This window comes from Salmonella sp. HY31 (genome assembly GCF_042604575.1).
Lineage (GTDB): Bacteria > Pseudomonadota > Gammaproteobacteria > Enterobacterales > Enterobacteriaceae > Salmonella > Salmonella diarizonae.
Window position 1 is genome coordinate 614,150 of the sequence record NZ_CP170479.1, and the last position, 26,101, is coordinate 640,250.

The 26,101-nt window shown below is 47.4% G+C and carries 24 protein-coding genes, 1 tRNA gene and 2 pseudogenes; 13 read left to right on the top strand and 14 right to left on the bottom strand.

What is annotated here, in order from left to right; genetic code table 11:
* The first annotated feature begins 104 nt into the window (after positions 1 to 104).
* The 3 genes from uvrA (at position 105) to ACE15A_RS02810 (ending at position 3,839) form a co-directional block, all read left to right on the top strand.
* Complete coding sequence (gene uvrA, locus ACE15A_RS02800) at positions 105 to 2,930, top strand: excinuclease ABC subunit UvrA (protein ID WP_000357725.1); 2,826 nt, start codon at positions 105 to 107, stop codon at positions 2,928 to 2,930.
* Between the two features lie 140 nt (positions 2,931 to 3,070).
* The gene (locus ACE15A_RS02805; RefSeq protein ID WP_053508382.1) at positions 3,071 to 3,514 is read left to right on the top strand and encodes a hypothetical protein; all 444 of its coding nucleotides are present in this window, start codon (positions 3,071 to 3,073) and stop codon (positions 3,512 to 3,514) included.
* The gene (locus ACE15A_RS02810; protein WP_053508380.1) at positions 3,501 to 3,839 is read left to right on the top strand and encodes a hypothetical protein; all 339 of its coding nucleotides are present in this window, start codon (positions 3,501 to 3,503) and stop codon (positions 3,837 to 3,839) included. The genes ACE15A_RS02805 and ACE15A_RS02810 overlap by 14 nt, the downstream gene beginning before the upstream one ends.
* Here the strand turns inward: ACE15A_RS02810 and ACE15A_RS02815 are convergent.
* Positions 3,840 to 3,944, bottom strand: a pseudogene (locus ACE15A_RS02815) (MmcQ/YjbR family DNA-binding protein); the annotation flags it as partial.
* 95 nt (positions 3,945 to 4,039) lie between these two features.
* On the opposite strand from ACE15A_RS02815, the gene istA reads away from it, so the two are divergent.
* From istA to ACE15A_RS02840, 5 genes are all read left to right on the top strand, one after another.
* A complete protein-coding gene (gene istA / locus ACE15A_RS02820; RefSeq protein ID WP_000952373.1) occupies positions 4,040 to 5,212 on the top strand; it encodes an IS21-like element IS21 family transposase in 1,173 nt (390 codons plus the stop codon).
* A complete protein-coding gene (gene istB, locus ACE15A_RS02825; RefSeq protein ID WP_000544830.1) occupies positions 5,212 to 6,009 on the top strand; it encodes an IS21-like element IS21 family helper ATPase IstB in 798 nt (265 codons plus the stop codon). Before istA ends, istB begins: the two co-directional genes overlap by 1 nt.
* A gap of 103 nt (positions 6,010 to 6,112) precedes the next feature.
* Positions 6,113 to 6,673 (top strand): hypothetical protein, encoded by a 561-nt coding sequence (locus tag ACE15A_RS02830; RefSeq protein ID WP_174202394.1) that lies wholly within the window; start codon positions 6,113 to 6,115, stop codon positions 6,671 to 6,673.
* Between the two features lie 38 nt (positions 6,674 to 6,711).
* Complete coding sequence (locus tag ACE15A_RS02835; protein ID WP_072158743.1) at positions 6,712 to 6,999, top strand: DUF6527 family protein; 288 nt, start codon at positions 6,712 to 6,714, stop codon at positions 6,997 to 6,999.
* Between the two features lie 357 nt (positions 7,000 to 7,356).
* Complete coding sequence (locus ACE15A_RS02840; RefSeq protein ID WP_053509787.1) at positions 7,357 to 7,941, top strand: hypothetical protein; 585 nt, start codon at positions 7,357 to 7,359, stop codon at positions 7,939 to 7,941.
* Between the two features lie 456 nt (positions 7,942 to 8,397).
* Here ACE15A_RS02840 and ACE15A_RS02845 read toward each other — a convergent pair whose 3' ends face one another.
* Genes ACE15A_RS02845 through ACE15A_RS02865 form a run of 5 tightly spaced genes read right to left on the bottom strand, consistent with a single transcriptional unit; the run spans position 8,398 to position 12,473 of the window.
* Positions 8,398 to 9,135 (bottom strand): hypothetical protein, encoded by a 738-nt coding sequence (locus ACE15A_RS02845; protein ID WP_053509789.1) that lies wholly within the window; start codon positions 9,133 to 9,135, stop codon positions 8,398 to 8,400.
* Between the two features lie 35 nt (positions 9,136 to 9,170).
* Positions 9,171 to 9,908 (bottom strand): class I SAM-dependent methyltransferase, encoded by a 738-nt coding sequence (locus ACE15A_RS02850; RefSeq protein WP_053509791.1) that lies wholly within the window; start codon positions 9,906 to 9,908, stop codon positions 9,171 to 9,173.
* Positions 9,886 to 10,596 (bottom strand): methyltransferase domain-containing protein, encoded by a 711-nt coding sequence (locus ACE15A_RS02855; protein WP_064055779.1) that lies wholly within the window; start codon positions 10,594 to 10,596, stop codon positions 9,886 to 9,888. Before ACE15A_RS02855 ends, ACE15A_RS02850 begins: the two co-directional genes overlap by 23 nt.
* A complete protein-coding gene (locus tag ACE15A_RS02860; RefSeq protein ID WP_053509793.1) occupies positions 10,583 to 11,494 on the bottom strand; it encodes a DMT family transporter in 912 nt (303 codons plus the stop codon). Before ACE15A_RS02860 ends, ACE15A_RS02855 begins: the two co-directional genes overlap by 14 nt.
* Positions 11,484 to 12,473 carry a sulfite exporter TauE/SafE family protein gene (locus ACE15A_RS02865; protein ID WP_226998529.1) on the bottom strand — a complete coding sequence of 330 codons (990 nt, stop codon included), beginning with the start codon at positions 12,471 to 12,473 and terminating at the stop codon, positions 11,484 to 11,486. The genes ACE15A_RS02860 and ACE15A_RS02865 overlap by 11 nt, the downstream gene beginning before the upstream one ends.
* A gap of 86 nt (positions 12,474 to 12,559) precedes the next feature.
* On the opposite strand from ACE15A_RS02865, the gene ACE15A_RS02870 reads away from it, so the two are divergent.
* Entirely contained in the window at positions 12,560 to 13,273 is a 714-nt protein-coding gene (locus ACE15A_RS02870; protein ID WP_053509795.1) for a helix-turn-helix transcriptional regulator, read from the top strand.
* A 966-nt stretch (positions 13,274 to 14,239) separates the two neighbouring features.
* Here ACE15A_RS02870 and ACE15A_RS02875 read toward each other — a convergent pair.
* The 7 genes and pseudogenes from ACE15A_RS02875 to aspA all read right to left on the bottom strand — a co-directional run.
* A pseudogene (locus tag ACE15A_RS02875) lies at positions 14,240 to 15,119 on the bottom strand (tyrosine-type recombinase/integrase); the annotation flags it as partial.
* Between the two features lie 160 nt (positions 15,120 to 15,279).
* A tRNA-Phe gene (locus tag ACE15A_RS02880) sits at positions 15,280 to 15,355 on the bottom strand.
* 116 nt (positions 15,356 to 15,471) lie between these two features.
* Positions 15,472 to 16,047, bottom strand: coding sequence for a transcriptional regulator (locus ACE15A_RS02885; RefSeq protein WP_053507701.1), 576 nt, complete (start codon positions 16,045 to 16,047; stop codon positions 15,472 to 15,474).
* 36 nt (positions 16,048 to 16,083) lie between these two features.
* On the bottom strand, positions 16,084 to 17,787 hold the full coding sequence (locus ACE15A_RS02890; protein WP_053507700.1) for a protein-disulfide reductase DsbD: 1,704 nt from the start codon (positions 17,785 to 17,787) through the stop codon (positions 16,084 to 16,086).
* Entirely contained in the window at positions 17,763 to 18,110 is a 348-nt protein-coding gene (gene cutA / locus ACE15A_RS02895; protein ID WP_000887832.1) for a divalent cation tolerance protein CutA, read from the bottom strand. The genes ACE15A_RS02890 and cutA overlap by 25 nt, the downstream gene beginning before the upstream one ends.
* Before the next feature lie 120 nt (positions 18,111 to 18,230).
* On the bottom strand, positions 18,231 to 19,532 hold the full coding sequence (dcuA, locus tag ACE15A_RS02900) for an anaerobic C4-dicarboxylate transporter DcuA (protein WP_000637596.1): 1,302 nt from the start codon (positions 19,530 to 19,532) through the stop codon (positions 18,231 to 18,233).
* A gap of 114 nt (positions 19,533 to 19,646) precedes the next feature.
* A complete protein-coding gene (aspA, locus tag ACE15A_RS02905; RefSeq protein WP_023220389.1) occupies positions 19,647 to 21,083 on the bottom strand; it encodes an aspartate ammonia-lyase in 1,437 nt (478 codons plus the stop codon).
* A 340-nt stretch (positions 21,084 to 21,423) separates the two neighbouring features.
* Between aspA and ACE15A_RS02910 the strand changes: the two genes are divergently transcribed.
* The gene (locus ACE15A_RS02910) at positions 21,424 to 21,900 is read left to right on the top strand and encodes an FxsA family protein (RefSeq protein WP_053507699.1); all 477 of its coding nucleotides are present in this window, start codon (positions 21,424 to 21,426) and stop codon (positions 21,898 to 21,900) included.
* Positions 21,901 to 21,960: 60 nt separating this feature from the next.
* Here ACE15A_RS02910 and yjeH read toward each other — a convergent pair whose 3' ends face one another.
* A complete protein-coding gene (yjeH, locus tag ACE15A_RS02915; RefSeq protein ID WP_053507698.1) occupies positions 21,961 to 23,202 on the bottom strand; it encodes an L-methionine/branched-chain amino acid transporter in 1,242 nt (413 codons plus the stop codon).
* 275 nt (positions 23,203 to 23,477) lie between these two features.
* Between yjeH and ACE15A_RS02920 the strand changes: the two genes are divergently transcribed.
* The 3 genes from ACE15A_RS02920 (at position 23,478) to ACE15A_RS02930 (ending at position 26,067) form a co-directional block, all read left to right on the top strand.
* Positions 23,478 to 23,771 (top strand): co-chaperone GroES, encoded by a 294-nt coding sequence (locus ACE15A_RS02920; RefSeq protein ID WP_000027827.1) that lies wholly within the window; start codon positions 23,478 to 23,480, stop codon positions 23,769 to 23,771.
* A gap of 43 nt (positions 23,772 to 23,814) precedes the next feature.
* Entirely contained in the window at positions 23,815 to 25,461 is a 1,647-nt protein-coding gene (groL, locus tag ACE15A_RS02925) for a chaperonin GroEL (RefSeq protein ID WP_023185643.1), read from the top strand.
* Between the two features lie 252 nt (positions 25,462 to 25,713).
* Entirely contained in the window at positions 25,714 to 26,067 is a 354-nt protein-coding gene (locus ACE15A_RS02930) for a DUF4156 domain-containing protein (protein WP_000558210.1), read from the top strand.
* The last annotated feature ends 34 nt before the right edge of the window (positions 26,068 to 26,101 follow it).

Here is a 26,101-nt window from a genome sequence, read left to right on the forward strand (position 1 = left end):
CCAATACTGTATATTCAAACAGGTTAAATTGTGTCATAATTAGCCGTTTCTGCCGTTTGTCCTTCAAACAAACCAGGCATCCGAGTCTCTACCGGGAAAGGTGAATGGATAAGATCGAAGTTCGGGGCGCCCGCACCCATAATCTCAAAAATATTAACCTCGTCATCCCGCGCGACAAACTGATTGTCGTGACCGGGCTTTCGGGTTCAGGCAAATCCTCACTGGCTTTCGACACTCTGTATGCCGAAGGGCAGCGTCGTTACGTTGAATCGCTCTCCGCTTACGCGCGGCAGTTTTTGTCGCTCATGGAAAAACCGGATGTCGACCATATTGAGGGGCTGTCGCCCGCGATCTCAATTGAACAGAAATCGACATCTCACAACCCGCGCTCTACGGTGGGTACCATTACCGAGATCCACGACTACCTGCGCCTGCTGTTTGCCCGCGTGGGCGAGCCGCGTTGTCCGGATCATGACGTGCCGCTGGCGGCGCAAACCGTTAGCCAGATGGTCGATAACGTGCTGTCACAGCCGGAAGGCAAACGTCTGATGCTGCTGGCGCCGATTATTAAAGAGCGTAAAGGCGAACACACCAAAACGCTGGAAAATCTGGCAAGCCAGGGTTACATTCGCGCCCGTATTGACGGCGAAGTGTGCGATCTCTCCGATCCGCCGAAGCTGGAGCTGCAAAAGAAACACACCATTGAGGTGGTGATCGATCGCTTCAAAGTTCGTAACGATCTTTCCCAACGCCTGGCGGAGTCGTTCGAAACGGCGCTGGAATTATCCGGCGGCACGGCGGTTGTTGCCGATATGGACGATGAGAAAGCGGAGGAGCTTCTGTTCTCCGCCAATTTTGCCTGTCCGATTTGCGGCTACAGTATGCGCGAACTGGAACCGCGTCTGTTCTCGTTCAACAACCCGGCAGGCGCCTGCCCGACCTGTGACGGCCTCGGCGTTCAGCAATATTTCGATCCAGACCGCGTGATCCAGAATCCCGACCTGTCGTTGGCAGGCGGCGCGATTCGTGGTTGGGATCGTCGCAATTTTTACTACTTTCAGATGCTCAAGTCGCTGGCGGAGCACTATAAGTTCGATGTGGATGCGCCGTGGGCAAGCCTCAGCGCCAACGTACACAAAGTCGTGCTGTACGGTTCTGGCAAAGAGAACATCGAATTTAAATATATGAACGATCGCGGCGATACCTCCGTGCGCCGCCATCCATTCGAAGGCGTGCTGCATAATATGGAGCGCCGTTATAAAGAGACGGAATCCAGCGCGGTGCGCGAAGAGCTGGCGAAATTCATCAGTAATCGCCCCTGCGCCAGCTGTGAAGGAACGCGACTGAATCGCGAAGCGCGCCATGTATTTGTGGAAAATACGCCGCTGCCCGCTATTTCCGATATGAGCATCGGCCATGCGATGGATTTTTTCACTAATCTCAAGCTTTCCGGGCAACGGGCAAAAATCGCCGAAAAAGTGCTAAAAGAGATCGGCGATCGCCTCAAGTTTCTGGTAAACGTTGGTCTGAACTATCTCACGCTCTCCCGCTCGGCAGAGACGCTTTCCGGCGGCGAAGCCCAGCGTATTCGTCTGGCGAGCCAGATAGGCGCCGGGTTAGTCGGCGTGATGTATGTGCTGGATGAACCGTCCATCGGTCTGCACCAGCGCGATAATGAGCGGCTGCTGGGTACGCTGATTCATCTGCGCAATCTCGGCAATACCGTGATTGTGGTGGAACACGATGAAGACGCTATCCGCGCCGCCGACCATGTGATTGATATTGGCCCCGGCGCAGGCGTTCACGGCGGCGAGGTGGTGGCGGAAGGCCCGCTGGAAGCCATTATGGCGGTACCGGAATCGCTGACTGGCCAGTACATGAGCGGTAAACGCAAAATTGAAGTGCCGAAACAACGCGTGCCGGCAAATCCAGAAAAAGTGCTCAAACTCACCGGCGCGCGCGGCAACAACCTGAAAGATGTGACCCTTACGCTACCGGTAGGGCTGTTTACCTGTATCACTGGCGTCTCGGGTTCCGGTAAATCGACGCTGATTAACGACACACTGTTCCCCATCGCCCAGCGTCAGCTAAACGGGGCGACTATCGCGGAACCGGCACCGTATCGGGATATTCAGGGGCTGGAGCATTTCGATAAAGTGATCGATATCGACCAGAGCCCGATCGGGCGCACCCCGCGTTCCAACCCGGCGACCTACACGGGCGTATTTACCCCGGTTCGCGAGCTGTTTGCTGGTGTGCCGGAGTCTCGCTCACGCGGCTATACCCCAGGACGATTCAGCTTCAACGTGCGCGGCGGTCGTTGCGAGGCGTGCCAGGGCGATGGCGTCATTAAAGTCGAAATGCACTTTCTGCCGGATATTTACGTGCCGTGCGACCAGTGCAAAGGCAAGCGCTATAACCGGGAAACGCTGGAGATTAAGTACAAAGGCAAGACCATCCATGAAGTGCTGGATATGACCATTGAAGAAGCGCGTGAGTTCTTTGATGCGGTTCCGGCGCTGGCGCGTAAGCTGCAAACACTGATGGACGTTGGCCTGACCTATATCCGTCTCGGCCAGTCGGCGACGACGCTTTCCGGCGGCGAGGCCCAGCGCGTGAAGCTGGCGCGCGAACTGTCGAAGCGCGGCACCGGGCAGACGCTGTATATTCTCGACGAGCCGACCACCGGCCTGCACTTTGCCGACATTCAGCAGTTGCTTGACGTTCTGCATCAGTTGCGCGATCAGGGCAACACCATCGTGGTGATCGAACACAACCTGGACGTCATTAAAACGGCGGACTGGATTGTCGACCTCGGCCCGGAAGGCGGCAGCGGCGGCGGCGAAATTCTCGTCTCCGGTACGCCGGAAACCGTGGCGGAGTGTGAGGCGTCGCATACCGCCCGCTTCCTTAAACCTATGCTCAAATAACCTCCACGCCGCTTTCCGAATAACCGGAAAGCGGCATCATTTGCCCCATTTCATCTCATTTTCCCTCATTGAGCATTTGTGATTTGCACGCCGCGTCGCTCAGGCATGTAATAGCGCAAACGGTCTGTTATGGAAACACCATGAAGTTACGCTACGCAATCACACTATTGCTGTGCCTTTTTTTATCCGCCTGTACGCTGCCTGACCACTTTAGCGCCGTGGCTTTCCACCAATTGACGCTATTACAGGCGCACTCAACCCGCTTCCTGCAGGACGCGGCGCGAATACCGTGGCAAAAAGAGATACTACTCAAGGATGACCGCGATATCCGCCAGACATTTTTTCAGGCTGAGCGGGTCGCCCGTCAACGTGGGGATAAACGCCGACTCGATAATCTGACTCTGCTGAAAAATCACTATTTGCGTCTCTATGCGCGGGTTATGCAACGTAAGCAACCACTTACTGACATTCAGGCAGAAAGATACCAACAACAAAATAATCAGGTCTGGAAATTAGCCATACAGGGTGAGTGTCTGCGTTGGGGCGCTCGCTGCACTGAGGGAGATGAAAATGACGTCTATTAACGAAATGCGTAACCTGCTTACCGCCGACCGGGCCGAACATCCTATAGCATCCTCGGCGATTGCCGAATTTATCCAGACGTACAAGCAGGCAAGAGAAGACAGTGACGACGGTATCCGCGAGTCCGCCGCGTTTATCGCCCGCGCGCTTCAGGAACACGCTCGCGGCTGGCTGGACGACGACGATATTATCATTCTGCTGGAAGGACAGCGAGATCTCGCCCGGCTACGCGCTAATAATGCGCAAATCGCCCTCGGCAGCCGTATCCGCTCAACGGTCATCCGCCTCATTGATATCGCCCTGACGTCGTTAGTCGGCGCACTATAATCAGGACTGCGGCAGTTGTTTGCGTTTATCTTCCGACAACGCATTTACCGCCTGCTGATAAGAGGCATCGACCAGATAATAGAGTTGTGAATCCGGCAATGTCAGCGCCAGTGATATAAGACGGTAATTCACCATTTGGATTGTCCGCTCCCCCCAACATGTTGTTTCCTTAAGGTTCTCACACCAGAAAGGACATCAACATGCTGAGCAGAGAGGACTTTTACATGATAAAGCAAATGCGCCAGCAGGGCGCGTACATTGTCGATATTGCGACTCAGATTGGTTGCTCTGAACGGACGGTCAGACGCTACCTCAAATACCCTGAACCGCCAGCCAGAAAGACCCGCCACAAAATGGTTAAGCTGAAACCGTTTATGGATTACATCGACATGCGCCTGGCAGAGAATGTCTGGAATAGTGAGGTTATCTTCGCGGAGATTAAGGCAATGGGTTATACGGGCGGACGTTCCATGCTGCGTTACTACATCCAGCCCAAACGTAAAATGCGTCCGTCAAAAAGAACAGTTCGCTTCGAAACTCAGCCTGGATACCAGCTCCAGCACGACTGGGGCGAAGTTGAGGTGGAGGTTGCCGGGCAACGGTGCAAAGTTAACTTTGCGGTTAATACGCTGGGGTTCTCCCGCCGCTTCCATGTCTTCGCAGCACCAAAACAGGATGCTGAGCATACCTACGAATCACTGGTTCGCGCCTTCCGCTACTTCGGTGGTTGTGTGAAAACGGTGCTGGTTGATAACCAGAAGGCTGCGGTGCTGAAGAATAACAACGGGAAAGTCGTGTTCAACTCCGGATTCCTGTTGCTGGCCGACCACTATAACTTCCTGCCACGGGCATGCCGTCCACGCAGGGCCAGAACAAAAGGTAAGGTTGAGCGAATGGTGAAATACCTCAAGGAGAACTTCTTCGTCCGGTACCGCAGGTTCGACAGCTTCACTCATGTTAATCAACAACTGGAGCAATGGATAGCCGATGTGGCTGACAAACGGGAACTTCGCCAGTTCAAAGAAACGCCGGAACAGCGCTTCGCGCTGGAGCAGGAACATCTGCAGCCGTTACCGGATACGGACTTCGATACCAGTTACTTCGATATCCGCCATGTGTCCTGGGACAGCTATATCGAGGTTGGTGGTAATCGTTACAGCGTTCCCGAAGCGCTGTGTGGTCAGCCGGTATCGATACGAATATCGCTGGATGACGAGTTGCGGATCTACAGTAATGAGAAACTGGTGGCCTCACATCGCCTCTGTTCGGCATCGTCTGGCTGGCAGACAGTGCCGGAGCATCACGCCCCGCTCTGGCAGCAGGTCAGTCAGGTGGAACATCGACCACTGAGTGCCTATGAGGAGCTGTTGTGATGCATGAGCTGGAAGTCCTGCTGAGTCGCCTGAAAATGGAGCATCTGAGTTATCACGTTGAAAGCCTGCTGGAACAGGCAGCTAAAAAAGAGCTGAACTACCGGGAGTTCCTGTGCATGGCGCTACAGCAGGAATGGAACGGCAGGCATCAGCGCGGTATGGAGTCCAGGCTGAAGCAGGCTCGTCTGCCGTGGGTCAAAACGCTGGAGCAGTTCGACTTTACCTTCCAGCCGGGCATCGACCGTAAGGTTGTCCGGGAACTGGCTGGTCTGGCGTTCGTGGAGCGCAGCGAAAACGTGATCCTGCTGGGACCTCCTGGTGTCGGAAAAACTCATCTGGCCATAGCTCTTGGCGTGAAAGCGGTGGATGCGGGACATCGGGTACTGTTTATGCCACTGGACAGACTGATCGCGACACTGATGAAAGCGAAACAGGAAAACCGTCTGGAGCGTCAGCTGCAGCAACTGAGTTATGCCCGGGTGTTGATCCTGGATGAAATAGGCTATCTGCCGATGAACAGAGAGGAAGCCAGCCTGTTCTTCCGGCTACTGAACCGTCGATATGAAAAAGCGAGCATCATACTGACGTCAAACAAAGGGTTCGCAGACTGGGGAGAAATGTTCGGAGATCACGTGCTGGCAACAGCGATACTGGATCGGTTGCTACATCACTCAACCACGCTGAATATCAAAGGAGAGAGTTACCGGTTAAAAGAGAAACGTAAAGCTGGAGTGCTGACCAAAAACACAACGCCAATCAGTGATGATGAAATGGTGAAAAGCGGACAGCATCAGTAACGAAAGTATCTTAGCGGGCATGAAAATGGCAAATAACGGTCAAACATCGTGGCGTTGACATAAAGCCAGCCTGTCAACTCGTGAGGCCATAACTTTAGCTGGTATGGCTGATGTATTGTTCTGCTGCGTAGACAGCTTTGAAGGCCGACAAATGTGCGATCGCGTTGCTACTGCCTTCTTGCAACCACTGTTTGATGTTGCAGTTACTATACCTACTCGAGAAACAGAAAGTGGGATAACAATTGGGGATGTATGTGGGCGCTTAGACTATGTGAAACCTGGAGGAAGCACACTGGCAGACCGTGGTGTATATACCCCAGAAACATTACACAGAGAATACCTTCAAAAAGTCGCCTCCGATGAGCTCGATGAGCAAATTGCCGAGGGGTATATCAAAGGTATTGCTGATGAGGCTCCTTCAGTAATAACGCTTAACATGCGTGCTGCCAGCGATTGCGTGATGGAGTTTATTGCCCGTAAATATCCATTCCGTCATGACTCAAATAGCAAACGAACTCGATCGATTTTCTCACTTGCTGCTAATGAAGAAGATTTCATGAACGAATCAGACTTTGAGCGTGCACATAATCCTCATTTTGGTCGAGGATTAATAGAGCCGCTTATGGGCATGCCGTGTTTTAGCAACAAGGAGATATCTAAATAAGTTGGCCCCGTTGGTTTTTAAAACTGAAAGAATCTCTAATGCCTCACCGACGGGTTATTGTGGTAGAGGGGGATACCCCTCCACTCAAACTCCCTAAGCGTGATTTGATCTTAGCCAGGGAAAATAATGAAGACTGGGCAGTAGCATTTTTCTGCCCATGTGGGTGTGGCAAGTGGATTGAATTGTTACTCCTAAAAGAAGCTAAACCTAATTGGTCGATCCATGTTGATCAAAAAAACATTCCAACGTTTCATCCTTCAGTTTTGTTACAAAAAGGCTGTAAATCACATTTTTGGCTGCGAAATGGAAAAATTGAGTGGGTTTGAAAGATATAAATTGGTTGCATATGTGGATTTTTCATCTAGGGACAATCAAACCCAGTTCGGTTCCATACTCTGACAATGAGAAATTCCAGATAGCCACATAGATAATGATTGGTAGCCTGAAAAAGTCTTTTATTGTGACTATCACTGATCATGTTCCATTTTATAAAAGAACAAATCGATACGTAGCTCATTCTTCAAAAAAGTAGATATCTAATTGATAAAATGAAAAATCTAGGTGCATATCGTGAATATAAAAAGAACATTAATGGCCATAGGGGCAGCAATAATTTTTTGTCCTGGTTTTATCTTTAGCTTAAAAGGTAGTGCGGATTTTTTATTTATATCAAAAATATAATCATGCCTAAAGATGAATATAATTTGGCGGTAATTCAATCAAGGTTACTTCCAGCCAGACCGGGTTTAAAGTTTAAAACAGATATGGCCAATGATGCGTTCATTATCTTGGAGCTCAGAAACTATAGTAGCAACCCAATTATATTCACCTCAGCAAAAGTAGAGGTTATACGTAGTCATGATATATCAACAACCGGAGCATATGGGCGTGAAGCCTGCTTACTTTCTAATGATCCAAATAGTAATCGTGGGCCTGTAACAATTGAGCCCGGTCAAACCAAGTGGATTGGGGGCGCTCTGGCAATTAGATTTAAGGGCCTCCTGGAATGGTTCCCAAGGAAAGAATTAGAAAGCCTTTTTCTTCACGAAACGGCTCCTCATATGCCATTTACAATCGCCGAGAACTATTATGTAGATATTTTAAATAAGAAGCTATCAGATCTTTACGGTGAAAACTCAGCAATTAAGGTTACATATACAGTCAATCTTAATGCCGGCACCAAAAACTTCATAATCCCATTAAAAAAAGGAAGGATATTTTTTTTCGTGACGGTAGCTTTCAGCATGACTGGATGGCTGCTCAATTAATTGAACCTTCAGCTATCCCTTCAATTAATTTATCAAGCTCAGAATGTAATATGGATAAAATTGTGTGCTTCCCTGATTATGAAAATTAAAAAAATTATTTTGTTAAAATCATAGAGTGTGAAAGTTTAATAACTTGGAAAATGGCTGTAAGTATTTACCTTAATAATTATGTAACATAGAGTGTCGTTGAATAATCTAATATTTTTCCTGGTGTTATCTAGGATAACTTACTAGAAGTAGATATAAATTAATACATGTAGTAACACTCATCAAATGTTACAGCTATCCACCTGTTCCCCGATGAGTGCTCCTGCTGTAGTACCGATAGGTGCCGACTTGTAATTTATGCATGCTGTTTTGAACGATATCAGAATATTGAGTCTGTTAATATAGAAACATTCCATTTTTTCTGATTAGATAAGTATCCTCAAATATATTGAGGATACTTATTTAAATCTATATAGCCACATCTATAATTCTGCTACTACCATCGAAATATTGTATCCCAGTATTGTAGTTAACTTCTGTTGATGTATTATAGTCCTTGATGACAAGATAACAGTGTGGATTGCTTTTAGATATTATTTGACTTATTCTTCCATTGTAATCTACTCCTATGAAATTATGCGGGGATGATGCTGAAATAATTCCATTTATAGCTAATTGTGTTTTTCCCAATGATTGGCATTCAAAACCAACAGGAAGGTTTAATGCGGATATAAATTCTCTATGTACCTGAGATTCTGTTGAGCTATAAGGTAAAATTCCCCAAATCAGAAATGGTTGAAAATACTTGAATAAGATTGGATTATTAATAACAGCACCTACATAATATCCTTGATCAAGAATATTATAAATTAGTGATATGAATTCTGAAAATAATAACTCTATCTTTTCCATGTTAGTATTTTCTATCTCATTGAAATTAAATGATTTTTCGAAATTAAATAATATAATGATACTGCATGAGTAATGCCGTCGAGCCTCCAATAGTTCAGGGTTTTTATTTTCCTTGTCGAAAGAGGAGTATGCATCATAAGTCATAATGAAATATGACATGTCAGATTTGTTTTCCAAGGCCTTGATCAGATTGCTCCTTCCAAAATTAATATGGTCTGCATATTTACCTGTCGGAAATTGAGGGGCTAAATTAAGATCGATGGATGGCTCATTGAAACCATGTTTTTTGTTCATGCTACGATTCATTATTCTTGGTAAAGTATGCCCTATTAACCTTTCATAAAACAACCAAACCAGAATCCATTTTCTCTCTCGAAATTTTCATCTCCAAAAGCCCTAATGTGTTCTGACACCACATCTAGTTTTTTTAGAGATAATTTATGTAAGTATCTTTCCAATTCATCGCTTATATACGATTTCTCGATCATATTATCGAATTTCCGTTTAAACAAGCTTTCATCGCCAAGATTAGGGTCTAATATTTTATCCTTAAAAAAACCTTCCGTTCTGACACATAAGAAAAAATATATGCCACCAGGTTTTAATAACCGACAGATATTATCGAAATATCTCAGTCTTAAATCTTCATCTGGTATAAATGTAATAGCGGACATAATGTCAAATACACAGTCAAAACTTTCATCTGAGAATGGAAGTTGTTCGCCTGCATTTTCTTTGAGAATTTTCACAATCCCGTGATTGATATAGTTATTTAATAATGAAGAGGTTTTCGATATCGAAATATCTGTTTGATCTATTCCTACATATTTTCCAGAAAATTTATTCTCTAAAAGATATAGAAGGTTTCGACCAAAACCACAACCTATTTCAAGAGTATTTGTATTGGAACATGTTCCACTCGTTTCTATCATATTTCGTTCAGAAAATATTCTGCGTATAGCATAACTAGGTGTAGTTCTAGTTTCTTTTAATGAAGATTTCTTATGCAAATCCTCCCATTTAGTTTCATTCTCATTGACTAAACTATTTGATACAAAGGTATCCATGGAATTCTCCGTATTTCATGATTGTCTCAAACTGGGTAAACCCAGCATTCATCAATAGACGTATGTTTTGATTTTCAGTGTTAGTGTTCATTACACCTTCTAAGCTAAATTTTTTCGAGAGAACTTCATCAATAGAAAATCCTTGTTTTAATTTGAATTTAAGATAGCAAGACTCAACAATTTCATTAATTTTTGAATCATTAATTATTTCTTTCTCGAAAATAATCAGAGCTCCATCCGGCTGTAATTTTTCATAGAATTTATGGAATATATATTCTCTATTTCCCATTTCTATAAACTGTACGCAATAATATGATACGATAAGATTACACGGTTCTAGTTCCACTACTTCTATACATTCATTAATGTATTCAATATGCTTTCCCTTTGATTGTTTTTTTGCTTGTTCAACCATACTTTTTACAGGTTCGATGCCAATGAACCGAACATTATTTTTCATATGGTGCCGGTCAAAAATTTTATTAATCAACGCTCCTGTCGATGAACCAACTTCATATATAATAGCGTTATCTCTAACAAAGAAATCACTAATGAAACAAATTAGTTCATGGCCTTCAAGATAAACTGGAACAGATTGCTGCACATGACTATCAAAATAAGGAGCTACATTATTATCGAAAGTCCATTGTTTACCACTTTCTAAGGCAATTTCATTACCTAATTTCATCTTTATCCCCTTTATTTAAAAGATATAATGAAAGGACAATAAGTCCTCCACCAAGTATTAGATGAGTAGAGAGCCCATCGTGTAACGCCAAAACAGAAAAAATCACAGAGAAAAGAGGTACTAAGAATAGAAAACCACTTGTCAGAGTTGCTCCTCCCTGGCGTAATGCAGAGAACCAAAGCCCAAAGGATCCGATACTTGCAGGAATGATTAACCAAATAAACCATACCCATCCCCACAATTGGAGCGATCCTATATTATATTCTTCATGTCTTATGTATGCAGTGAGTAGCATAAATATTGCCCCCCAGAATAACTGCCAGCCAGTTAATACCCAGCTACTTTTGTCAAAGATAAATCTTTTTGTTATTATTGTGCATATTGACCAGCATAATGAACCCAAAAAAGCATAAATTAGTCCTATCCCCCCTTGCATGGTACTCAATCCAAGGCAGAAAATGACACCAGAAATTCCTATTATGAGTGAAATTATTTTTCTTTTATTTAATTTATCTTTCAGTAGGAAGTGAGCTAATAATGATAACCATAGTGGGTTAGTAAAAAGTATGATTGAAGACATTGAAGATGAGACACTTTGTAATGCAAGGTTCAAAAAACCCATCGTTCCTGTTGTTTGCAAACATCCAATTATACCAGTAAGAATAATTCCTCCTACAATTGATTGCTTATATGTTGGGACTACCTGTCTGTATCCTTTTAATATGGTAGCACTAATTAACATAAGTAACCCAGCCGCTAAAAATCGCCATCCTCCCATTAAGAAAGGGGGCATGTGCTCATTTGCTATAAGGTATTTCCCTGTGGGAAATGATGATCCCATACATATGGTGGCTAATATTACTTTAGGTAGAAAACCTGTATTATGATTATTGCTCATTTATTTTTCCTTTGAATAATTTGTTTATGAGTAAAAGAAATAATGCTGATATTAAAATAACACAGACCGAAATGATTAAGTTGTTAATGATATGGAAATATGTCGATGCTACAACTAAATATTGTATTGTTACTATAAGCAGTAGTAATTTGCGGATAAATAAATCACCTCTTTTTGTCGCGTACATTATGCCTAGAGGGGCAAAAAATATGACAATTGGGATCGTTGCACTTAGATATTCTAGTGTATGTGTACTATAGTTACCCGTACTGAAATTTATAATGGTTGAAAAAATAGATATTAAAGACATAACGACGACGGCTGAAGCCGTAGCGATAGATTCTGATTCGGAAAAAATTAATATCAAAGCACAAAAAAACATCACATCTATGCCATTTCCTATCCAAGATGTAATTACCCCACCAATAAAGCTAATTATTCCTAGGGTTAACATTTTTGATGATGCCATTTCCCCTTTGTTTCTCATCGTCAGCATCACTTTGTTTTTTCGACGTAGAAGATATATAGCAATGCCGAATGTCAACCAGAATGAAGAGAAGAATATTTTTAGACTTACTGATGAAAATGGATTTTGAATATATGCTAGGCCTACTAAATATCCTAGAGTAGCAATAACTGTGCTATAAATTATAAGAAAACTATTGACTTTAATTTTATTCTTATAAATGGTTAGAGATGCTGCCGTCATACCAAAAGCCTGCATAGCAAGGCAGAAGGTCGCTGCTTCTGATGAAGGAGCATGTTTGATGAAAGAAAGCACTGGAAATGCGATCACCCCACCTCCAACAGGAGTTGCACTACCTATAAATGCTCCAAACATCATTGATAAAGATAATATATAATTATTAATTATCCCTTGTACTCCAGTGGTAAAGAATATTAACCCTCCCCATATGATCAAAATAAGTGTTCTATAAACTAAAAGTGTATTTTTTTGTAAGTAAGAATACAAAAACATTAAATTATGCCATGTGAATCAAATGTAGTTGTATTATGGCTCTTCACTTTTGGAGATGTTTCATTACACGATGAACTATCATTGCTATGGACGATTCCTTACCTAACTTTAGCCGACTTGCATACTTACTAGCCAATCCAGGCAGAGCAAAGATGCTTTCTTCACTGATGGATAGCAATCATTTGACTGCATCAGAATTGGCTTACCTATCGGGGTTATCTGCGCAATCAACAAGTAATCACTTATCGAAATTATTATATTTCAAAGTTGTTACTTTTGAGAAGGTTGGACGAAATAGGTACTATCGCTTATACAACCAACTTGTTGCGCAGGCTATTGAGTCAATGATGGCAGCAACTTATACTGATCTTGCTCTTCAACAGCGGCGTAAGCCTGCAGGATTCAAAAAACTATGTTATGCACGGACATGCTATGATCACATTGCTGGGCATGTTGGTGTATCTATTCTTGAAAGCTTGTCGAAACAACAGATCTTGATTACTGAACGAGATCACCTAGAAATTAGCGAAAAAGGCTATCAATGGTTTATAAAGGAACTGGACATTGATATCCGTTCTGTTCCCCCATCCCGAAGAGCGTTGGTAATTCCTTGCATGGACTGGAGCGAACAGAGCTACCACTTGTCAGGCGAATTAGGGTCTATATTGCTTCGGTGTATGCTTGATAGGCGATATATAACAAAGGCTGATGAATATCGAACTTTAACCATCACCACTTCAGGTTTGCGGTTTCTTCAACAGGCGTTAGAGATCGGTGGGCTGTTGGAACCACATGAATAGAGAATTGAAATGTTGGAAATATTGTTATCTTATTTATTAGGTTATTATTACCATGGCATAATATGATATACTTCCTTATTTTATCGTTATCATGGCATATAAAAATCACGTTATCTATATACTAGAAACACTGTGAAATATATTAGCTAAATACAATGCTATTATCTATCTACAGCCCGTCGATTAGATATTATAGATAATGAAATGGCAGTTTTGACTTCTGTGTAAATTAATTTTCAGTTAGGTAAAAGAATAGGTTGGATATATATTACCAAAAATAATAATTTTCAGTGTTCTAAGAGTGGCTATCATTTGTGAATAATTTCATTGCGTTCTCGATTATTTGTTATAACTGCTGGAGCACTCCGTAACTACTGGGTTATCTGTCAGTTCAGACTGTCGTGGGATATTTTTATTTAAAAAATTAACTGCCGTTGATGACTATATTTGACGATGGATACATCAAAACATTCTATCCGAATAATTTGATGTATTTACCTTTTATCTGATGCAGATGTTGTTACTTCTGCTTGAGGATAGAAGATTATAAATACCAGAAGAAAGGTCATAATCTAAAAAGCTGGAATCGGTATCGCTTAGCGATGTTGTCTTATTGGAATAACCTTCGATAATTTTTTAAGGCTAAAAATAGTTTCTTCTTTCTTTACTATCGCTTGCAGGATAGACTTTTTCCCAGCACAAAATGCTTCATGGCCTGAAAGAAGCGCCTGAGGAACTCAGGATGGCAGCCCCTACCGGTGAATACCTCCGCAAACACCGGCTCGCAGGCAACTGCGACAGAGGTCAAATTTCACACTTATCCTTTTAACTGCGCCAGCTTGCTGGTTAACGCTCCTTCACGCCGAGATATTCCGGCTCATCTGCATCTGCTGACATTCAGCGCCTTTTACCTGACGGGCTGCGGCCTGCAAAGACAGCAGGCCTTGTTGCCGCGTGACCGTATACCTGCATCTGCTCCAGCAGGGTAACGGCCTGAGAAGACAGCGGCACCAGATGCTCATCTTTCATCTTTGAACCGCACTCCTTTCACCGCCTCGCGTTGCGCGGGTACTGTCCAGATACGGGCTTTGAGGTTGAACTCATCCCAGCGGGCCAGACGCAGTTCGCTGGAACGCAAAAAGACGTGCAGATTAAGCTCCAGCGCCAGACGGGTCAGCTCCCGCCCCTTGTAGCCATTGATCTTGTCCAGCAGCTCCGGCAGGCGTTTCAGGGGCAGGGCGGGGTGATGTTGGATCACAACCGGGGTCACGACGCCATCCAGGTCAAAGGCCGGATTATAGCGGATAAGACCGCGCTGTACGGCATGATGCATGATTTTGGTCAGATGCTGGCGTACCCGTCCGGCGACATCATGCACGCCCTTATCATCGATAGCTTTGACTGGCTCGGCCAGATGCAGGGTTTCAATCCTGGTGATATCCATTGCACCAATATCAGGAAAGACATAGCGCTTAAGGCATATCAGGATTTTGTCCGCATGACCTTCTGACCAGCGAACAAGGTTATCCGTGTGCCATTCGGTGGCGATGAATTTAAAGGTCCGGGACTCGTCAACGGGGGATTTTCCGGTTTTGCGAAGCTGAGAGGGGCTTATATCAGATGCCAGCAGCTTTCTTGCCGCATCACGTTTTTGGCGGGCTTTGACCAGTGTCACCTGAGGGTAAGTGCCAAACGCCAGATGGAACTCTTTACCAGCAAAGCGGTAACGGAAATACCATAAGCGTGAACCGGTGGTAGAAACCATCAGGTACAGACCGTATGTATCAGTCAGCTTGTAGGATTTTTCAAGGGATTTTGCAGTGCGGATGTGGGAATCAGTTAACATAATGAGTCACTCAGTTTATCGAACTGAATGACCCGCAATCTGACCTCAAATTTTGTCGGATACGTACAGATAAACAGATACGCACTGAGACATTTTTTACGCTAATTCTCTGAATCTAAATACTTATAGAGACATCCTGAGAAGCATAAAAACAGAATAGTGGTGCCCGGACTCGGAATCGAACCAAGGACACGGGGATTTTCAATCCCCTGCTCTACCGACTGAGCTATCCGGGCAACGGGGCGCATTAAACCGTAAAGGGGCGCGGTCGTCAACGGCTTTACACGAAAAAAGTGATAAAAGCGCGTTGATTGTCTGCTTTTCAGGCAAAATGCGTAAAATCAGTACTCCGTCAGGTTAGCGCGCCACCCTGGCGGCACTGTGCAAAACGCAGAATATCTTCCGCCAACCGCTGAGCGGTATCTACATCAGCCTGACTGCGGTTGACCAGCATTCGACTGAGACAACCTTCCAGCACCAGCTCCATCTGCCTTGCGACCATCGCTGGATCGTCAATTTCCAGCGTGGTCAGTAGCTCATGGGTAAAATCATGTGCCGCGCGTTTTTGTTGATCGGCCAGTTGATGAATAGGATGGGCTGGATCGGGATAAAACGTGCAGGCGGCAATGAACAGGCAACCAGGATAACGGTTATTACTGACACATTCCGAGAGCGCGCTGTAGCGTGCCAGCAGCTTTTGTTCAGCAGAAAGGGTCTCATCAAGAAGAAGCTGGCGTCGCCAGATATCTACCTGCTGACTAAGATAACGTAGCGCGTCATACAAAATGGCTTCTTTATCTGGCCAGAAACGCTGTAATGTGTCGAGTGGTTGATTTACGCGCTCCGCCACCATTTCCAGCGTAGTATTGGCTATCCCTTGCGTCTCCAGTAATTTCAGGGCTTCTCCCAGAATATCTTCACGTTGCACGGTATTCTCCTCCGTCTTTGCTTTTGCAAGTGTCGCTCACGGTTGGCGATCGTGCAAATGCGCGCTAAAGGTTGCGGCGTCCATAAAGCCGGTGACTCGCGCTTGCGGCTGTTCCTGACCTTGAGCATCAAAGAACAGAATGGTGGGTAGCCCGAGGACTTGCAGATGCTTTAACAGCGCGACATCCTGCGCATTGTTAGCGGTGACGTTAGCCTGCAAGAGCACCGTGTTGTCGAGCGCCTGTTGGACCCGCGGATCGCTGAAGGTATACTTTTCAAACTCTTTACAGGCCACGCACCAGTCGGCGTAGAAATCCAGCATAACGGGTTTGCCTTTGGCCTGTGCCAGCGCCTGATTGAGCTCGTCCACGGTAGAAATAGCCGTGAAATTGAGGTGCGCCTGAGTCTGCGCGGACGGCGATCCGAATGCCCAATCCTGTAGCGGCCGCACGCTAATGAGCGCTGCTGCCAGCAGGATAATCTGTACGATACGCATCCATGCACGTCTGGCCTGAAGGCTGGTGATAAACGCCCAGCCAAAGAAAGCGACGCCCAGCAGCGACCACAGCCGTAAACCCCAAGCCTCGCCAATAATCCGCTCCAGTAAAAATACCGGTAACGCGAGGATTACGAAACCAAAAGCGGTTTTGACATGCGCCATCCACGGGCCGCTTTTCGGCAGCAGGCGGTTGCCAAATACGGTGACCAGAATTAGCGGCAGACCCATGCCTAATGCATACAGATACAGCGTGCCGCCGCCCAGCCACATATTTCCGCTCTGAGCGATATAGAGCAGAATCGCGCTTAACGGCGCTGTGGTGCAGGGAGAACAAATTAATCCGGCAATCGCCCCCATAACAAAGACGCCTCCGGGCGAGCCGCCTTGCTGACGATTACTCATTAATGTTAGCCGGGTTTGCAGTGAGGAGGGGAGCTGTAGTGTGAACAGGCCAAACATCGACAACGCAAGCAGGGTGAACACGATGGCAAGGCCGATTAACACATAAGGGTGCTGCAGCGCCGCCTGAAACTGTAATCCCGCCGCGGCGACGACCAGACCCAGTGCGGTATAGGTCAGCGCCATCCCTTGTACATAGATAAAGGCCAGCAGCAGTGCGCGACCCGTCGACAAACGTTGCCTTCCGCCCAGTACAATACCGGAAATCAGCGGATACATGGGTAAAACGCAGGGCGTAAAGGCGATGCCGATGCCGATCAGAAGTGCCCAGATCGCGGAGAAAGGTAGCTGGGCGGCGGGTTTTGACGTCTCACCCGTCTGGGTGACAGCAGACGTCGGCGTGGCGTCTATTGCCGCGGCGACTTCACTTAGTGGCACCGTTTTCGTTTCCGGCGGATAACAGAATCCCGCATCGGCGCACCCCTGGTATGTTACCGTTAATGTCGCGCCAGCCGCCGCCTGGTTAACTGTTACCGGAACGTTTAGCCGCTTACGGTAGATTTCGCTTTTCCCGTAAAACTCATCTTCATGCCAGACGCCTGCCGGGAGCTGGACTGCGGCGATATCCGCTTTCGTCGGCGTAATGCTGATTTGTTTACGGTAAAGGTAGTAACCCTCTTTTACCTGCCAGGAGAGGGTAAGGTCGTGTTGATTTTGCTGAAAATCAAAAACAAAAGCCCGGTCGGCAGGGACGAACTGTGAGCGACCCGGCGCGTCGAATAATCCGGCGAAGGCGGATGTGCTGCACAGCAGCAGGATCAGCGTAAAGATGCGTTGAGCCATGAGAGGTAATCAGTATCTCCGTGAGTAACAGGTAAAACCAGAAGTTCGGGCGTTTGATACGGGTGATGAGACTTCAGGCAGTCGATAAGCGCTTGCTGATGTGAAACGGTGGTTTTCAAGATCATTTGAACTTCATACTCCTGCTCCAGTTTGCCTTCCCAGTAGTACAGCGATGTCGCTCCGGGGAGGAGGGTGGCGCAGGCGGCCAGTTTTTCCGCCAGCACTTTGGCGGCCAGATCCTGGGCGGTAGCTTCATCCGGGGCGGTGCAAAGCACCACAACGGCCTCGGGGATGGAAATATCCTGACTCTTAACATCAAGCATAAACACCTCGAAAGAACAAAAAGATCCGCAAGTGAATGGTCACTATACAATGGACGAGGGCAGGATGTTAGTCAAAGGGCGGGAGAATGCGGGGCGTGATACGCCCCGCGGGTAAAACACTTACAGCATAACGCTGCCCAGCAGGAAGCCGAAGCAGACAGCCAGAACGACGCCCAGGGTGCCTGGGATGAAGAACGGGTGGTTAAAGACGAATTTACCGATACGGGTTGTACCGGTGTCATCCATCTGTACCGCCGCAACCAGAGTCGGGTAGGTCGGCAGAATGAACAGGCCGGAAACGGCAGCGAAGGAAGCGACTGCCGTCAACGGAGAGACGTTCAGCGCCAGCGCCATCGGCATCAGAGCTTTCGCCGTTGCCGCCTGAGAGTAGAGCAGCGCGGAAGCAAAGAAGAAGATGACGGCCAGCAGCCACGGATGACCCTGAATGACGCTACCCGCAGTATCTTTGATCCAGTCGATGTTAGCGGATACGAAGGTATCACCCAGCCACGCCACGCCCAGAATACAGATACAGGCGCTCATCCCTGCTTTAAAGGTACTGGAGTTGAGGATGGCGTCAGTTTCCACTTTACACAGGATGGTGGTCAGCGTTGCGACGCTCAGCATGATGATCAGAATAGCGTTGGTGGTGTTCATCAGCGGTTTCTCAACCAGGCCGAGGCTCGGACTGTTGACAATCGCATAAACAACCACGCAGATAACGCCCAGCAGGAACAGCCAGACGGAGTTTTTTGCCATCGGTTTGATTTCAATCTGCTTTTCACCACGCAGTTCAATCAGTCCTTCTTCCAGACGCTTGCGGTAAATCGGGTCGTCCGAAAGTTTGGAGTTGAACAGCATAGTGACCAGGAAGGACATCACCAGTACCGCCAGCAGCGTAGATGGGATAACCACGGACAACAGGTGGATGTAGCTGATGCCATGACCTTCCATGACAGAAGACATATACACCACGGCCGCAGAAATCGGCGAGGCGGTAATCGCGATCTGCGCGGATACCACGGCGGTAGAGAGTGGCCGGCAAGGTTTGATTCCCTGCTCCTTCGCGACTTCAGCAATAACCGGTAGCGTTGCCAGGGAAATGTTCCCGGTACCGGCAAAAATAGTCAGGAAATAGGTCACAATCGGTGCGAGGATGGTGATGTATTTCGGGTTCTTACGCAGCAGTTTTTCTGTCTGGTTTACCAAATAATCCAGACCGCCCGCGACCTGCATGGCAGAGATCGCGGCGATAACCGCCATGATGATGGAAATGACATCGAATGGAATTGTCCCTGGCTTCACGCCGATGGCGGCAAGTACCAGAACACCCAGTCCACCTGCGAATCCAATACCGATGCCCCCAAGTCTGGCGCCCAAAAAGATTGCCAGCAAAACAATGATAAGTTCGACAACTATCATATTAGCCTTCCTTGTTGTTTAACAAGTTGATATTAAATTGTTGTTATTTGGTAACTTATTGCAAGAAAAAAGGCACGTCATCTTGACGTGCCTCTTTGGTACTACCCTGTACGATTACTGTTCGCTTTCATCAGTATAACGTTTAGCTTTATAAGCCGGGTGCATCAAGTTCTGTACGGAGAAAATATCGTCCAGCTCGGCTTCCGTCAACAGGCCGCGCTCCAGCACAACTTCACGTACGCTCTTACCGGTTTCGGCACAGATTTTACCGACGATGTCGCCGTTGTGGTGGCCGATGAACGGGTTGAGGTAAGTGACGATACCGATGGAGTTATAAACGTACCCTTCGCACACTTCTTTATTCGCGGTAATGCCGTTAACGCATTTTTCCAGCAGGTTGTAGCACGCGTTGCTCAGAATGTGAATGGATTCGAACATCGCCTGACCGATAACCGGTTCCATAACGTTCAACTGTAGCTGACCGGCTTCCGCCGCCATCGTAACGGTGGTGTCGTTACCGATGACTTTAAAGCATACCTGGTTTACGACTTCCGGTACAACCGGGTTCACTTTTGCTGGCATGATGGAAGAGCCCGCCTGCAGTTCCGGCAAGTTGATCTCGTTCAAGCCGGCACGAGGGCCAGAAGAGAGCAAGCGCAGGTCGTTACAGATTTTGGACATCTTCACCGCCAGGCGTTTCAGCGCGCTATGAACCATGACATATGCGCCACAGTCAGACGTCGCTTCAATCAGGTCTTCAGCCGGAACACAAGCAAAACCAGTTACTTCAGCCAGTTTTTTCACCGCCAGCGGAGAGTATTCTTTCGGCGTGTTCAGACCGGTACCGATTGCCGTAGCGCCAAGGTTCACTTCCAGCAGCAGTTCAGCAGTACGTTCGATGCTTTTCACTTCTTCTTTCAGCAGGATGCTGAAAGCACGGAATTCTTGACCAAGCGTCATCGGTACGGCGTCCTGCAACTGGGTACGACCCATTTTCAGGATGTCCTGGAATTCAACTGCTTTACGTTCGAAGCCTTCACGTAACTGGTTGATGGCATCAATTAGTTTGATGATAGAGGCGTAAACCGCTACACGGAAGCCTGTCGGATAGGCGTCGTTAGTCGATTGACATTTATTCACGTGGTCGTTCGGGTTCAGGTACTGATATTCACCTTTCTGATGACCCATCAGTTCCAGCCCGATATTGGCCAGCACTTCGTTGGTATTCATGTTGACGGAAGTGCCCGCGCCGCCCTGGTAGACATCTACCGGGAACTGATCCATGCACTTACCGTTATTAAGGACTTCATCACATGCGGCAATGATGGCATTCGCCACACTCTTAGGAATGGTTTGCAGCTCTTTGTTGGCCAGCGCCGCCGCTTTTTTTACCATAACCATGCCACGCACAAATTCAGGGATGTCGCTGATTTTGTTATTGCTAATGTAGAAGTTTTCAATCGCTCTCAGAGTGTGAACACCATAGTAGGCTTCAGCTGGAACTTCCCTGGTACCCAACAGATCTTCTTCGATACGAATGTTGTTTGACATGTGAACCTTCTTTTTCAAGCTGCCAATGATTTTTACTTTAAAACACACAGGATATATGTGATTTCGAATGTTTTCTGACCGACGATTATCCCCTCCATCGGCCTGATAAACGAGATCATATGCTGGTTCAGAATTCCTACCGTAATCTGGATCACTTAAAGTGTGGGAATTTACCCCTTATTTATTATTTTGTGAAATAGGTCACCGCTTTAGGATTACTACTTAAAATAAGTGTACAAACTGCTTGAAATTTTGCTAAGCACCACCATATCGGATCAATGCGAATCGCAAACCCATTTAAATGGTCGTCGCAGACGGCTATGACTTACAGGAGAGTCCTTTGCGCTGGATACCCTTTTTAGCTGTCTTTCTCTATGTTTATATTGAGATTTCTATCTTTATCCAGGTCGCCCATGTGCTTGGCGTCCTGATGACGCTAATCCTGGTGATTTTTACGTCGGTTATCGGTATGTCGCTGGTACGTAACCAGGGTTTTAAAAACTTTTTGCTGATGCAACAAAAAATGGCGGCCGGTGAGAGCCCTGCGGCAGAAATGATTAAGAGCGTATCGCTGATCATCGCTGGCTTACTGCTCCTGTTGCCGGTTTTTTTCACCGATTTTCTCGGCCTTCTCCTTTTGTTACCGCCAGTGCAAAAACATTTGACGCTAAAGTTGTTGCCACATTTACGTTTTTCCCGGATGCCGGGCGGCGGGTTTAGCGCAGGTACTGGTGGTGGCGAAACATTTGACGGCGAGTATCAGCGTAAAGACGACGATCGCGATCGTATTGAACATAAGGATGATCGTCGGGATTAAAGGTGGAGATGCAGGTCGGATAAGTTGCGTGAGCGTCGCTATCCGGCCAATGGTTGCCTCTCACGTCATGCGTTTCCGCTTCGGTAAAAACCGCCATAACATTACCAGCATAATAGTGGCGTATAAGCTTTTCCAACCCACCATTACCAGCAATAATAGACACAGTAGACAACCCGTCACCGCCAGTGCATGACCGCGCCCTTTCAACAGCCGACAGCCCGCCAGCATACAAAGCAGATAGAGCATAATAAAAATACCGTTAGCATAGACGATCAGCGCATTGAGATTAATTCTCAGGGCGTAGACGACCAGGGAACTCACGCAACAACAGGCCAGAATGGCGTTTAACGCGTGCAAGGGGATGCGTCCGGGAGAGAGTTGAGCCAGATAGTGGTCGGGCTTATATTGCATTTGCGTCCATATCAGGCGCGCGAAACTCTGAGCATACACATTCAGGCTGGCAAAGCAGGTGAGATAACCAATAATGCAGGCTACCCACAACGCCTGCAGACCGAAGAGATGAACAATAATAAGCGGTAGCGATGCTGTCGCCGCTATCTTGTCGCTATAGACGCCAAAATGCAGTACCACGGCGGTACTGGCCCAATAAATGGAGCCGGCCAGCATCAGGCCAATGATCAATGCGCGCGGAAAATCACGTTCAGGATTTTTAAATTCAGACGACAAATGCGTAAAAGCCTCAATTCCCACAAATCCCCAGAATATGATCGCAAGGGCGGTACACAGCCGGGAAAATGTGATTTCTTTCGCGGCTGGAAAAGTGATATCCGCAGGTTTAATCGCGCCTTTCCACAGAATGGCGGCAATAAGCGCGATAATTAATCCAGCGATAATGGCTTGCAGGTTGGCGCTGGAGCTGGCGCCGCGAGAGCCCATAAACCATAGTAAGACTATAGTTCCCAGTTCCCCGAATAAGAGCTGCTCGTTCCGCCAGCCAAACAGCGCCTGACCGAAGCCCACCGCAATATGCAGGGCTGCGGGAAAGCTGACAGGAATTACCGATAAAAATAACCAACTGATCACCCGTTGTAGGTGCGGGCCAAATGCCATTCCGACAAAATGCGCTATGCCGCCAGCGTGTGGAAAATGACGCCCCAGCACGGCAAAGACAATGGCAATAGGGTAAATCAAAATAATGAGCAACGGCCATGCCCACAGGCTGATGTTGCCTGCGGCCCGCGCAGCCAGTTCCGGAAGCGCAAAAACGCCAGTCCCTAATAATGACGTGGTTAACAAGATAACGCCCTGAACCAGCCCAAGCTCTTTTTTTAGTTCATTCATAAGCTAATTATCCGGCGGCATTGTAACGTCAGGCGACGACAGACATTTTTAAGCGTATCACACACGCATTTTCTTTTAGCAGGATGTTCTAAACCTCGGGTAAACGTGAGATAAGTAGCGTTTTTACAGCTTTTTTGGCTTAGAAGAATTTTTTTTCATCTCCCCCCTTGAAGGGGCAAAATCCCATCCCCATCTCTCTGGTCACCAGCCGGGAAACCGTTTACGGGCCGGCGTAACCCATAACTGATAAAGACTTTCTCAAAGGAGAGCTATCAATGAGTATTCGTCCGTTACATGATCGTGTGATCGTCAAACGTAAAGAAGTTGAGTCCAAATCTGCTGGCGGCATCGTATTGACCGGTTCCGCAGCGGGTAAATCAACTCGTGGCGAAATCATCGCTGTCGGTAAGGGTCGCATCCTGGACAACGGTACTGTACAGCCGCTGGATGTGAAAGTCGGCGACATCGTTATTTTTAACGATGGCTACGGTGTGAAATCTGAGAAGATCGACAATGAAGAAGTGTTGATCATGTCTGAAAGCGACATTCTGGCAATTGTTGAAGCGTAATCCGCGAACGACACTGAACATACGAATTTAAGGGAAAGAGAAAATGGCAGCTAAAGACGTAAAATTCGGTAACGACGCTCGTGTGAAAATGCTGCGCGGCGTAAACGTACTGGCAGATGCAGTGAAAGTAACCCTCGGTCCGAAAGGCCGTAACGTGGTTCTGGATAAATCCTTCGGTGCACCGACTATCACTAAAGATGGTGTTTCCGTAGCGCGTGAAATCGAACTGGAAGACAAGTTTGAAAACATGGGCGCGCAGATGGTGAAAGAAGTTGCCTCTAAAGCGAACGATGCTGCAGGCGACGGCACCACCACCGCGACCGTACTGGCGCAGTCCATCATTACCGAAGGCCTGAAAGCCGTTGCTGCGGGCATGAACCCGATGGATCTGAAACGTGGTATCGACAAAGCGGTTGCTGCTGCGGTTGAAGAGCTGAAGGCGCTGTCCGTACCGTGCTCCGACTCTAAAGCGATTGCTCAGGTAGGTACTATCTCCGCTAACTCCGACGAGACCGTAGGTAAACTGATCGCGGAAGCGATGGATAAAGTCGGTAAAGAAGGTGTCATCACCGTTGAAGACGGTACCGGTCTGCAGGACGAACTGGATGTGGTTGAAGGTATGCAGTTTGACCGCGGCTACCTGTCCCCTTACTTCATCAACAAGCCGGAAACTGGCGCAGTAGAGCTGGAAAGCCCGTTCATCCTGCTGGCTGATAAGAAAATCTCCAACATTCGTGAAATGCTGCCGGTTCTGGAAGCCGTTGCGAAGGCTGGTAAACCGCTGCTGATTATCGCAGAAGATGTTGAAGGCGAAGCTCTGGCTACCCTGGTCGTGAACACCATGCGTGGTATCGTGAAAGTGGCTGCGGTTAAAGCGCCTGGCTTCGGCGATCGTCGTAAGGCGATGCTGCAGGATATCGCTACCCTGACCGGCGGTACCGTAATCTCTGAAGAGATCGGTATGGAGCTGGAAAAAGCAACCCTGGAAGATCTGGGCCAGGCGAAACGCGTTGTGATCAACAAAGACACCACCACCATCATTGATGGCGTGGGTGAAGAAGCGGCCATCCAGGGCCGTGTCGCTCAGATTCGTCAGCAAATTGAAGAAGCGACCTCCGACTACGATCGTGAAAAACTGCAGGAGCGCGTAGCGAAACTGGCAGGCGGCGTTGCGGTTATCAAAGTTGGCGCTGCGACCGAAGTTGAAATGAAAGAGAAGAAAGCCCGCGTTGAAGATGCCCTGCACGCGACCCGTGCGGCGGTAGAAGAAGGCGTGGTTGCTGGTGGTGGTGTTGCGCTGATTCGCGTGGCGTCCAAACTGAGCGAGCTGCGTGGTCAGAACGAAGACCAGAATGTGGGTATCAAAGTTGCGCTGCGCGCAATGGAAGCTCCGCTGCGTCAGATCGTGCTGAACTGCGGCGAAGAGCCGTCTGTTGTGGCTAACACCGTTAAAGGTGGCGACGGTAACTACGGTTACAACGCAGCGACCGAAGAATACGGCAACATGATTGATATGGGTATCCTGGACCCAACCAAAGTCACCCGTTCTGCGCTGCAGTACGCGGCTTCTGTGGCTGGTCTGATGATCACCACCGAGTGCATGGTGACCGACCTGCCGAAAAGCGATGCGCCTGATTTAGGTGCTGCTGGCGGTATGGGTGGTATGGGTGGTATGGGCGGCATGATGTAATTGCCTACACCCTGCATCCTTCAGGCTGCAGATGCGTTGGCTGCGTTTGCTAACCCCAGTCACTTACTTGAGTAAGCTCCTGGGGATTAACAAACTGGCCGCCTTCCTGCAACCAGAATGATTTGGGTGCTTATCTCCCAGAATTGAGAAACCTCCGGGCAGAAATGACCGGGGGTTTTTCTTTTGGTCATCTTTTTAGTATAAGATTCAGATACGGACAAAACGTCCAGCTCATTGATTATGGGGAATAACATGCACGTGAAATATTTAGCAGGGATCGTTGGCGCCGCGCTGCTGATGGCGGGTTGTAGCTCCAGCAACGAACTCACCGCGGCCGGCCAGAATGTGCGCTTTGTCGAAGATAAGCCAGGCGCGGAATGCCAGCTTATTGGTACGGCAACCGGTAAACAGAGTAACTGGTTTTCAGGCCAGCACGGCGAAGAGGGGGGGTCAATGCGCGGCGCAGCGAACGATCTGCGTAACCAGGCGGCGGCGATGGGCGGGAACGTTCTGTATGGCGTAAGTAGCCCGTCGCAGGGCATGTTGTCCAGCTTTGTCCCGACGGCCAGCGAGATGAACGGCCAGGTTTATAAATGTCCGAACTGATATGTCTGAATCGTAACGCCCTCTGCAAGATTCA